At 40.4% G+C, this 12,127-nt stretch carries 9 protein-coding genes; 1 reads left to right on the top strand and 8 read right to left on the bottom strand.

The features are described 5' to 3' along the window. Window positions 1-1,162 precede the first annotated feature (1,162 nt). The 3 genes from AC13FX_RS05770 to AC13FX_RS05760 all read right to left on the bottom strand — a co-directional run bounded on the left by AC13FX_RS05770 (window position 1,163) and on the right by AC13FX_RS05760 (window position 6,542). Complete coding sequence (locus tag AC13FX_RS05770; RefSeq protein ID WP_482879564.1) at window positions 1,163-3,415, bottom strand: RelA/SpoT family protein; 2,253 nt, start codon at window positions 3,413-3,415, stop codon at window positions 1,163-1,165. A gap of 325 nt (window positions 3,416-3,740) precedes the next feature. Next, window positions 3,741-4,313, bottom strand: a complete 573-nt coding sequence (locus AC13FX_RS05765) for an outer membrane protein (RefSeq protein WP_482879563.1) — start codon at window positions 4,311-4,313, stop codon at window positions 3,741-3,743. Window positions 4,314-5,366: 1,053 nt separating this feature from the next. After that, a complete protein-coding gene (locus AC13FX_RS05760) occupies window positions 5,367-6,542 on the bottom strand; it encodes a nucleotide sugar dehydrogenase (protein WP_482879562.1) in 1,176 nt (391 codons plus the stop codon). Window positions 6,543-6,717: 175 nt separating this feature from the next. On the opposite strand from AC13FX_RS05760, the gene AC13FX_RS05755 reads away from it, so the two are divergent. Further along, on the top strand, window positions 6,718-6,873 hold the full coding sequence (locus AC13FX_RS05755; RefSeq protein ID WP_482879561.1) for a hypothetical protein: 156 nt from the start codon (window positions 6,718-6,720) through the stop codon (window positions 6,871-6,873). Window positions 6,874-7,218: 345 nt separating this feature from the next. Here AC13FX_RS05755 and AC13FX_RS05750 read toward each other — a convergent pair whose 3' ends face one another. The 5 genes from AC13FX_RS05750 to AC13FX_RS05730 all read right to left on the bottom strand — a co-directional run bounded on the left by AC13FX_RS05750 (window position 7,219) and on the right by AC13FX_RS05730 (window position 12,120). Continuing rightward, a complete protein-coding gene (locus AC13FX_RS05750) occupies window positions 7,219-7,923 on the bottom strand; it encodes a sugar transferase (protein WP_482879560.1) in 705 nt (234 codons plus the stop codon). 97 nt (window positions 7,924-8,020) lie between these two features. After that, the gene (locus tag AC13FX_RS05745; RefSeq protein ID WP_482879559.1) at window positions 8,021-9,130 is read right to left on the bottom strand and encodes a DUF1972 domain-containing protein; all 1,110 of its coding nucleotides are present in this window, start codon (window positions 9,128-9,130) and stop codon (window positions 8,021-8,023) included. A 3-nt stretch (window positions 9,131-9,133) separates the two neighbouring features. Further along, the gene (locus AC13FX_RS05740; protein ID WP_482879558.1) at window positions 9,134-10,030 is read right to left on the bottom strand and encodes an SDR family oxidoreductase; all 897 of its coding nucleotides are present in this window, start codon (window positions 10,028-10,030) and stop codon (window positions 9,134-9,136) included. A 97-nt stretch (window positions 10,031-10,127) separates the two neighbouring features. Beyond that, entirely contained in the window at window positions 10,128-11,138 is a 1,011-nt protein-coding gene (locus tag AC13FX_RS05735) for a glycosyltransferase (RefSeq protein WP_482879557.1), read from the bottom strand. Continuing rightward, the gene (locus tag AC13FX_RS05730; RefSeq protein ID WP_482879555.1) at window positions 11,095-12,120 is read right to left on the bottom strand and encodes a hypothetical protein; all 1,026 of its coding nucleotides are present in this window, start codon (window positions 12,118-12,120) and stop codon (window positions 11,095-11,097) included. The genes AC13FX_RS05735 and AC13FX_RS05730 overlap by 44 nt, the downstream gene beginning before the upstream one ends. Between the last annotated feature and the right edge of the window lie 7 nt (window positions 12,121-12,127).

Below are 12,127 nucleotides of genomic sequence, written 5' to 3'. Positions count from 1 at the left end.
AGATCTTAGATCAGCTTTCCATCACCCGGCTCTTTTGGTAATGAATCCCGAAACCAAATTAACGTGAGCCGAATGATGAAGGTACTTTTCAAAACCCTCATCCATCATTCCGTTCAGCATGCATCTGTTATTGGTTTTACAAAATGAGAACGGGATGATGGATGGTTTGAATTTACCTGTGTGTTCGTATCAGGGAGGTCGCTTCGTTGTTCATTTTTTTAAACCTATGTTATACTAAAGGGCGCCTCGCAATGACCGGTTTTTAATTACTTATGTTTTTTAGTCCTCGTTACGAAGGTCCTCCTTCGTAACGCCATCTCGGAAGCTCCTGCTTCCAGTAAAGGCTTGGTTGCCCTGATCACGAACACACCTAGATCCGCTCCTTCACAAGGAGAGGATTTTATAAGTCACATTAACTTTCATAAGCAGGATAGGACTAAGCAGTGTGATACAACCAAGAGGATTCCTCCTTTGAAGGAGGTGCCGGGCTGACCGAATGGGAAGCCTGGCGGAGGATGTACGGGGGTGGATTTGACCTGGTTGCCTTCATACCCGCACTCACATCCCTCGGTAAGATCAGTAAACTGATCTTAGCCTCTCCCTTCTAAGGGAGATTTTCAGTGATTGATCGAGGACCGAGGACGGGGGATGAATAGCGAATATCGAACAAGGAACATTGAATTTCGAAGTGCTTCCATTTATGATAAGTCATTGCGAGGCCTTCAGCGAAGTAAAGGCCGTGGCAATCTGCCTGATCTGCTTGAGAACTCGCTTTAGGAAGGTTTTTTACCAGATCAGATCTTAGATCAGCTTTCCATCACCCGGCTCTTTTGGAAATGAATCCCGAAACCAAATTAACGTGAGCCGAATGATGGAGGTGCTTTTCAAAACCCTCATCCATCATTCCGTTCAGTATGCAACTGTTTATTGGTTTTACAAAATGAGAACGGGGTGATGGATGGTTTGAATTTATTTTGGAGCTCGCTTTAGGGAGATTGCTTCGTTGTTCAACTTACCAAACCAACATTAGGACTCCGGCCGCCTCGCAATGACCGGCCTTTAATGGTTTTGGATATTTGACAAACACTCACTTCAACATTCAATGTTGAATATTGAATGTTCAATATTCATAACCCTCCGTCCTCCGTCATCGGTCTAAATTTTATTCATACCGCAGAACATTCTTAACGCCCTCGATCTTCTCCAGGCGCTTCATGATGCGTTCCAGGTGATCGATACCATCCACGTACAGCGTGATGATCCCCTCGAACATGCCACTGTCACTGTTTACGTTAATGCTCTTCATATTCGTTTCCAGTGATTTTGACAACACATCCGTGATATCATTGATCATTCCCACGCGATCACCGCCAATGACCTTGATGGCTCCCAGAAACTTGGTATCCAGATTCTTGGCCCAGCTGACGTCCACGATACGTTCTGCTTCGGTCTTCAGCAAATGCTGGGCATTATTACACATGGCCCGGTGGATCTTGATATCCCCCGTCCGACTGATAAACCCGATCACATCATCACCGGGTATTGGATTACAGCAATTGGCATACGAGTATTTGATATTGCTAAGCTCACCATTGATATAAAGTGATTTCCCATCACCATAGGAGCGCGCCTCACTCAGGTATTTATCCTGGATCTCATCTTCCGTAACCTGCTTGCTTTCTGATCCTTCAGCCTCGGAATCATCAAAACGGCCGGTACTCTTATATTTTTTAACAGCTTTATAGAGGGTATTCACTTCAAACACACCGGACCCGATATCAAAGAACAGCTCCTGCGTGGATTCATAATTGAACCGCTTGGCGAACTTGTTAAGCTCCTGTTCCGAGATCTCCACACTGCCCTTTCTGGCCCGCTTATCCCAGATCTCACGGCCTTCCTCAGCCACCTTACGCTGTTTCTGCTTGATGAACTGACGGATCCGTGATTTCGCCTTATGCGTCACCACATCATCGATCCAATCCGGGTTCAAATTGATCTTGTTCCCGGTGATGATCTCAACCTGGTCGCCGTTATGTAATTTCTGTCGCAAAGGCACCATCTTGCCATTTACCTTGGCAGCCATCGCCCGCTCTCCGATCTCACTGTGGATCTCAAAGGCAAAATCTATCGGCGTGGCATTTCTGGGCAGGGTCTTCAGCTCTCCATTGGGAGTGAACACGTAGATCTCATCCTTATACAAATTCAGCTGAAAATCCTTCACAAAATCGGTAGCCGCATCCGGACGGGGGTTATCCAGGATATCCCTAACCCAGCTTACAAACTTATCCAGGGTATCGGAGCCCTGCTGTGCCCCCTCCTTATATTTCCAATGGGCGGCCAGGCCTTTTTCAGCAATATCGTCCATGCGGCGGGTACGGATCTGCACTTCCACCTTGCGCCCTTTATTGGTGATCACCGTAGTATGCAGCGACTGATACCCATTGGCTTTAGGCACCGAAATAAAATCACGGAACCGCTCCGGGATCGGCGTGTACCAATCGGTGATGATGGAATATACCCTCCAGCAATCCTCCTTGGTGTGAGGATCCTCTAAAATGATACGAATGGCAAACAGGTCATAGATCTCTTCGAACGGCTTTTGCTGCCGCTGCATCTTCCGGTAGATGGAAAAGATATGCTTTGGCCGACCCTTGATCTCAAAATTCAGCTTCATCTTACCGAGCTCATTCTTGATCGGTTCCATGAACTCGTTGATGAATTCTTCCCGGTCCTCCTTCTTCTCCCGAAGCTTTCGGGCTACAAATTTATAAGAAGTTGGGTCAATGGCCTTAAAGCAAAGGTCCTCCAGCTCATTCTTGATCCGGAATAAACCGAAGCGATGGGCCAGCGGGGCATAGAGGTCCATGGTCTCTGACGCGATCTTCACCTGTTTCTCCCGCTTCAGGTGCTGAATGGTCCGCATATTATGCAGGCGATCTGCAAATTTGATGAGTACTACCCGAATATCTTCTGCCATGGTCAGCAGCAGCTTCATAAAGGCTTCCGCCTGCTTGCTGTCCCGACTCTTAAAAACGCCGGTGATCTTGGTCACCCCGTCAATAATGACCGCCACCTCTTCCCCAAACCAATAGCGGATATCATCCAGGTTCACATCGGTATCCTCCACCGTATCATGCAGTAAAGAGGCGATCACTGAGACATCATCAATATTGATCTCACTGGCTACGATCTTGGCTACTTCCACCGGGTGGTAATAATAGGGCTCACCGGAAGCGCGGGTCGTTTCTTTATGGGACAAATAACACAGCTTGAATGCTTTGGTGATCGCCTCCTCATCCACATCCTGAATGTGTTCACGACACACTTCGATCAGGTTCTGAAGGTCATCAGCCTGAACTTTATCAAGGGTATACCCCTCAAGGTCGTATTTATCTATGGAGGCTACTCGGCTCATATACTATTTTTTATACCCTTAAAAGTAGGTATTAAGTTGGTTTAAATCATTATGCGAAGTGAACCCAATGAAATAACCATAACATTAATAGTCACAATTTTTACTTTGATAGCCTAATATTCTTATTTAGGTCATGCTGATCAGCCAAACGGCGGAGAAGCACCTTCACAGGTGTTGTTCGTTCCATAGACTTGAAGATCCTTCGGGGGTACCCTCAGGATGACTATCAAATTGTCGTGGTTATATTACATCTCATGGTATTTTATCCCATACAAAAAAAGCGGATATGACATTCACATCCGCTTATTGAACAACAATCTTTCCATTAAAAACTGATTGAGATACCGAAAGAAATGATCCCACTGCTGTCTTTAACATCCTGCAGGTTTGGACTTTCCAGATCATAGGACGTATAGCGATATTCCACAAAGGGTTTGATCTTCGGCACTATGGATACTTTGGCTCCGGCCATCATATTCCAGAACAGGCTGCTTTCATCGGCACTGCTTGGGCTCGCGTTTCCGGGATCATTCTGAACATCAGATATGGCTTGTTCGTAATTATTGGTACCCAGTCCCAATCCAACATATGGTTCCAGCAGTCCTAATGACACGCCTCCAATGGCGGATACACCCAACTCATAATTGGTCAGGTCTTCGGAATAGCTGATCCCATTTTCAGACACACTATTCTCTTCGCTGAAATAACTTCCATGTAAGCGAAGTCCAAGATTCACGATCGGGAGCTGTGACAAAATGCCTTTTTGAATGCGAATACCGAATCCATTTTTAGGGTCTTCTTCACGCAGCTCGTAAGAAGCACCGATCTCGAATTGTGCCAGCGTACTTGCCGAAAATAATGCTGTGATGATAACAATCAGGGGTAATACTTTTTTCATAGGAACTCTCCTTTGATTTATTGGTTGCTTAAAGTTACAAAAGAGTTTTGATAGTGTTTAGTGCTTAGTTTTTAGTTTTGAGTGGGGGTGATATGACCGAGGACCGAGGACGAGGGACCGATAAGTTCTCGTTACGCAGCTCCTGCTGCGTAATGACCTCCCGGAAGCTCCTGCTTCCAGTTCAAGCTTGGTTGCCCTGATCACGACCTCACCTAAATCCTCTCCTTCGCAAGGAGAGGACTTTGTAGATATAATCAAGTATGATAGCATTATAGGACTCAGTAGTATGAAACTACCAAGGAAATTCCTCCTTTGAAGGAGATGCCGGGCTGAGTGAATACGAAGCCTGGCGGAGGATGTACGGGGGTGGATTTAACATAGGTGCCTACATACCCGCACTCACATCCCTCGGTAAAATCAGTAAACTGATTTTAGCCTCTCCCTTCTAAGGGTGATTTTTCGAGGTTGAATGAAGACCGGAGACGGGGAATGAATAGCGAATATCGAACAAGGAACATTGAATTTCGAAGTACTTCCATATATGATAAGTCATTGCGAGGCCTTCGGCGAAGCAAAGGCCGCAGCAATCTGCCTGATCTATTTGGGATGTCGATTTCGGGAGATCCCGGATCTTCGACTCTGATACTAGCGCAAGCGTCTCGCTTGTGGCGGTAAGTATATTCCGGGGTTATAAGGAATGATCGGCAATCCAAATTTCCATCACCCGGCTCTTTTGGAAATGAATCCCGAAACCAAATTAACGTGAGCCTAATGATGGAGGTGCTTTTCAAAACCCTAATCCATCATTCCGTTCAGCCTGCATCTGTTTATTGGTTGTACAAAGTGAGAACGGGGTGATGGATGGTTTGAATTTACCTGGGTTCTCGTTTCAGGGAGATTGCTTCGTTGGTCACTATTCTAAACCTCTGTTATACTACCGGGCGCCTCGCAATGACCGGGTTTTAGGTACCTCCGTATCTTAACAGACCACACTTCAACATTCAATGTTGAGTGTTGAATGTTCAATGTTCAAATCCCGTCTCCGGTCATAAATCAGTTATTCCCGAACAGGTCCCGGGTGTACACTTTATCCTTTACATCCCTGATCTCATCCACCATGCGATTGGCTACAATGACTTCTGATATGTTCTTGAATTCATCAAGGTCACGGATCACGCGGGAGTGATAGAACTCATTCTGCTTCAAATACGGCTCAAATACAACCACTTCGATGCCTTTAGCTTTGATCCGCTTCATAATCCCCTGTATTGCGCTTTGGCGGAAGTTATCAGAACCTTGTTTCATCACCAGGCGATACACGCCTACGATCTTAGGTTCTTTCTTGATGATCTGATCCGCCACAAAATCCTTACGGGTTCTATTGGCATCCACAATAGCCTGAATGAGGTTGTTGGGTACATCCTCGAAATTTGCAAGCAGCTGTTTGGTATCTTTAGGAAGGCAGTATCCTCCGTATCCAAACGATGGATTGTTGTAATGATCTCCGATCCTGGGGTCAAGCCCTACGCCCCTTACCACTTGCTCTGTACTGAGGCCATGTGTTTCGCAGTAAGTATCCAGCTCGTTAAAATAGGCCACCCGCATCGCCAGGTAAGTGTTTGAGAATAGCTTGATCGCTTCTGCTTCTGTGCTGTCTGTATACAGCACCGGGATCTCGTCAGCGTCTTCCGCGGCTCCCTCCTCCAATAACCGTGCAAATACTTCAGCCCGACCGGATCTTTCCCCCACAACAATTCGTGATGGATACAGGTTATCATGCAGGGCTTTTCCTTCTCTCAAAAACTCCGGTGAAAAGATCAGGTTGTCGGTTCCGAATTTTTCCCTGGCGCTATCCACATATCCTACCGGGATGGTGGATTTGATGACCATGACCGCGTCCGGGTTGATCTCCATCACATCCTCAATAACGGACTCCACCGAACTCGTATCAAATTTGTTGGTATCCGGATCGTAGTTGGTGGGCGTGGCTATGATCACAAACTCGGCTCCCTCGTATGCCTCGTTCTTATCCAGTGTAGCCCTCAGGTTCAGGTCATCCCGGTTCTTTAAAAAGTCTTCGATCTCGGGATCGGTGATGGGCGATTTCTTATCATTGATCATCTTCACTTTTTCTTCCATGATATCCAAGGCAACCACTTCATGGTGTTGCGCTAAGAGAACGGAAAGTGAAAGTCCAACATACCCGGTTCCGGCTACAGCTATTTTCATATGGCTATCTTACTGATTATTAGTTTTGAAAGACTTGGAAGATAAGGAATTTATAGTGTTTAGTTTTGAGTGATTAGGATTTAGGTGAAAGGTGCAAGGCGCAAGGCGCAAGGTGTTAGGTGTTAGGTTTGAGGTGTTAGGGGTTCAGTGCTCGTTTCGGAGGTTTTTCTTTGTGATGCTACGCGGGAAGTCTGCCTTAGTGATCGTTACGCGGTTCTTGCTGCGTAATGCCATCTCGGAAGCTCCTGCTTCCGGTTCAGACTTGGGTGCCCTGTTCACGACCTCACCTGAATCCCTTTTTAAATACACGTCATTGCGAAGGCTGCCGTGAACGAAGTGAACACAGCCTGTGGCAATCTGCCTGATCTAGTTGGGAGGTCGATTTTGGGAGATTCCGAATCTTCGACTCTGATACTAGCGCAAGCGTCTCGCTTGTAGCGGTAAGTATATTTCGGGGTTATAAATCTTAAGAATAAGTACTACAATACCTTTCAGGTAATTCCTCCTTTGAAGGAGGTGTCAGGCTGACCGAATGGGAAGCCTGGCGGAGGATGTACGGGGGTGGATTTGGCCTGGTTGCCTTCTTTCCCGCACACACATCCCTTGTTAAAATCAGTAAACTGATTATAGGCTATCCCTTAGAAGGGAGAATTTCCTGGTTCGGATATAATATTTCTTAATGGGCGTTTGTATCCAGGTGAAGCATTTGAAGAGCTGTGATCGTAATGATCTTCAGGTCCATCCAAAAAGACTGTTTCTCTACGTAGATAAGATCCTCATCCAGTCTTTCGCGCATATGCTCTTCGTCAAGTGTCCCCCCTCTTAGTCCCTGAACCTGAGCTAAACCGGTAAGCCCGGGCCGTACGGCATAACGATAGTAAAAGTCGTCAAAGGTGCGGTTCCAGTATTTACATTCATCTTCCATATAAGGTCGTGGGCCAACAAGGCTCATATCCCCTTTCAGGACATTGATAAGCTGAGGCAGTTCATCCAGATTGGTTTTGCGCAGGAAACTGCCAAATTTGAAGACCCGGACATCTCCTTTCTGTGTGACTGCCGGTTTCTCGTGATTAGGACTGTCATAAAAGGTGTGCATGGTTCTTAACTTATAACAGTTAAATGAACGTCCATTCACTCCGGTCCGCTTTTGAGTAAAGAAAACGGCTCCCCTGGAAGATAATTTAATGCCAACGACAATAAATGGGAAAGCGATAGCAAACGGAATGAGACCGATCAGTGCCAACATTATGTCTAATGTGCGTTTCCCCAAATACTCTTTTTGGGTCAATTCAAAATATTTTTCCGGTAGTACAGATTTTTTGTGAATGATCTTATGATCACTTCTCTCTGCTTCTTTTTTTATCGTATCCCTTACTGTCATGAAAAAGACTTGGTTAAGTAAATGATGCTAGATGATATTATTTCAGCAACTTTTTCAGAATTAGAATTTACTATAATTTGATTTTAAAAGAAACACTTCAATTTTTAGATAAAAACAAATCTCTATATTGTGATGTAATTTTTCCCCAACTGTATTCTTTTTCCCCAATGTTTTTCATTTTTCTGGAACATTCTTTTAATGAAGGCTCAGATAAACTTTCTAATAATTTCTTTAAAGACTTTGAATTCTTAAAGTAATTAGCTTGTTCCGATGTAGTTTCTCTATTTGTAGGAACATCATAGGAAATAACCGCCAAGTCTAAATTCATTGCCTCAACCAGGGATGGGGCAGTACCACATCTGGAATGAGAATGAACATATACATGTGCATTACCTCTAATATAATCTAACTCTTCTTTATCATAAATCGCATCAAGTAATATCATGTTGGGATGATCCTTATACTTTTCTTTTAAATCTATTCCATATTGAGATACTTCCCAGTTTGAAATAAGTACAATTTTATATTTAGAAAAGGATTCAAATGCTTCTAAAACAAGATGTATATTATTATCAATCTGAGCTCTTGAGACACTTACAGCATATTTTTCTTTAACAAAAGGATATTTTGCATAAAACCTTATCTCTTCTTTTGGAATTTTCTTCACATGATCACCGCCATATCTGATCACTTTAGAATCAGCCCCAAAATTACTTTTCAAGCTTTTCTTGTACAGTTGATTATCTGCAATATTTACATCAGAAAATTTGGCAGCTATATGATGATTCATTTTAGCCCATTTCTTTTGAAACCAGCTTAACTTTTCGCGTTCCCATTCATTTAACCCTCCATGATTTACAATAACTTTAACTTTCTTGCCAAATAATAGATTCAGTGGAGTTATAAAACCTGAACCTACCGGACTTAAGTAGAGAATAATATCAGCTTTTAATAGAGCCTCAGAGTAGGTGATCAGATCATACAAAATGCCTTTTGCCCCGCTTGCATCAAGTTTCAGGTATTTTAATTCAGCGCCATGATATTTCCTTTCTTTAGATGGATATTTATGAGCATTACAATAAACAGTAATGGCAAATTCTGAGCCTAAATATTGACATAAAAAATCAGCTAGTGTTTCAAAACCACCATATTTTGCGGGTACACCATGTGTACCTACAATATGTACTTTTATTTTTTTATCACCCATTCTTCAATTTAAGTAACCCTTATAATAGTTCTCAATGTATTCGTTCAGAGAAACTCTCCAGTCTCTCATTTTACTTACCCCTCTTAGTTCAAGCTTCTTAGTAATTAGTCTTTCGGAAGCAGGCCTTTCCGCATAATAGATGTCCTTAAAGTAATCTGACTTTACCGGAGTTATTTTTATTTCATCTTCCAACCCTAATATATTAATCAGCTCTTTAGCAACCTCTAATCTGCTAGTTTGACCTCCGCATACGCAATTATATAAACCCCAATATTCATTTATTATTAATTCTTTTACTGTTTTTGCAAAATCATGAGTATAAGTGGGAGTTCCATCCTTGTCATCTACAATAAATAACTCAGTTTTACCATCTTTAAGTTGCCTCATTAGTTTCTGGATAAATTTCTTATCCTTTTTTGGTCCGGCTCCCATCATCCATCCTGCACGACACACCAAATATCGATTTGCATTTTCTACCACAAAACGTTCACCTTTATATTTCGATCTAGCATATACCCCTAATGGATTTGGAATATCCCAATCATCATATAGTTCTTTTTTTCCATCAAATATTCCCGCGGTACTTATATATAATAATGGGATATCTAATTTATTAGCTATATAAACAGCATTTTCAACAGCTAATGTGTTCGTTAAATAGGTATCATCAACATTTTCTTCACAAAACTCTAAATCAGTATAGGCCCCTAGATGGAATAAATAATCCGGTTTAAAATCTCTTACATCTTTTTCATACTTGTCTAGTTCACGAAAATCTAAAAAAGATAACCAGTTCTCATTTACATCTTTATCCGTGCATTTGATTTCATATTCATCTTTGAACTGTTGGTAAAAGGCCTCACCTAGCATACCCCCAGATCCTGCTATATATATTTTCATTGATTATATTTATCTTAGTTGTTGTCTTTAATTGCTAATATTAAAAGTTGCCAAAAAATTTAATAATTTATTATTTAAACATATAATTGAAACAACTTTATCCATTAGCGTAAATATTATAGTCCTCGATTAATTGGCAATATATTTTATATAAATCTTTACTTTTTGAGTTAATATCAAGACGTTTGTTTTTAATAAAGTTCCTAGTCTCAATGTTGTTCATTTTCAAAGAATTATAAACATGAAGTGCTAGTTCTTCCGGGGTATTTGTTTTACTCACTTTGCATCCAGGGATCCCTTCAATCATCTCTCGTACATTTCCTACATCCGTAGACACTACAGGAGTTGAGCAAGCTAATGCTTCTTTTACCGAGTTAGGAGACCCTTCAAAATCTGAAGTCATTAAATGTATATCAGCTGAGTTATAATAATATATTAGTTTTTCTCTTGGTAGATTAGAAATAGTTAGTTCCTCTACCATTTTAAGATCATACTTTTCTTTTAGTAAATTTACTGTAGATTTATAGATATCGTATCTTTTCTGAGGTCTTTTGATTGATTTAGAGCTTACAAAAAGAATGTACTTTTTATGTAAATCAAGACCTAACTGGCTTTTTGCCTCTATCTTATTCATAGGATAAAAAGTTTCAAGATCTACTCCATTTGGTAAGTGAAATGTGTTATTGCGCTCTTGAAACTCGTTTGGAATTTTGTCTTTCAAAATAACTCCAGTACGGCTTTTCAACAATCGATTAACTGATATTATCTTAAAAAGTGAACTCAGAATTTTACCATTATCAGCATATTCATTATCAATTGAATTCAAAAAAGAGACCAGTATTGGAACTCCTGAATGAAATGTGCTAACTAGCAAGTAAGTTAAACCATGAAAACAGTGTATTAGGTCATAATTTCCGTCACTAACTTCTTTCCTTATCTTACCAATAGCTTTAAAGTATTCATTTCTTCCTTTTTCTCTTGCATTAATAAATATTATCGTTCCATCAACACCTTCTTTTTTAACCCCTGCTATTTGATCTTTAGTAAAGACACAGTATTCAGGATTATTTTTTGTAGGGTAACCATTTGTAACCCACAGAACTTTCATAGACATGATTATATTTCAAATTTCTGTACAATAGCCCGACGAGGGCCGAGTAGAATAGAATAAAAGTAAGTTGCCCTAAAATAGATAGAACCATACTTTCAATGAATAACAAAATAATTATTGTGCTACTTAGAAATAAATATATTTTGCGTTTTTTTAATTCTAAAGACTTCAAGTCATATATTAACTTTAATGGATAAAAATAGAGAATTAAAAAGATTAAAGCTGCAATAAATCCATTCTCACCAATTATTGAAGACCAATATGTGTCAAATAAAAAATTTGGTTGACCTTTTTTCCCTTTGATTGAATTCTCAGTTAAACCATAAACGTTAGATAAATTGTAGTCTTTATAAACATCACTATAATTTATTCTAACCGGGTAACTACCAAAAGTTGATTGTCCAGATCCAAAAGGAAAATTGTCAGAAGCAATTGAAAATGAAGTTAAATATAGTAAGTTTCTTGGTATAGTATCCGCCTCACTCGACATAACATATAAGTTAATGTATCTCTTTATTTTATAATTAACAGAATCAATAGAGAATGTCATTATTGATATACCTAAAACAAACATGGCTAAAGTAGTTATAAACTTTGCTCGATTGTAATATAGAAATAAAAAAATACCAATAACTGCAGCTAAGGATAAAAGCGATTTAAGAATCGAAGAGTAAATAACAAAAACTGATAAAATCCCAATATTAACAATATAGATTAATTGAGGTCTACGTTTAAATAAATAGAGGCTAATAGACACATTTATTACGCATAAAGTACCCAAAAACGCTGGGGTTTTTAAAAGGTGTGTAGAATAAAATATATTTGCTCTACCATTAATAATTGACTCTAAAATTGATATAATTATTATTGAATTACAAAACCAATACAATAATGAAATCAACCTATTGAGTTTTTTATTATTTAAATAAATATTACTTGTAAATATAAATAATAAAATTGGTAATATTGTAATACTCAACCCAATT

The organism is Gracilimonas sp. B-17 (genome assembly GCF_056857935.1).
This window is presented reverse-complemented; position numbering and strand designations above follow the sequence as displayed.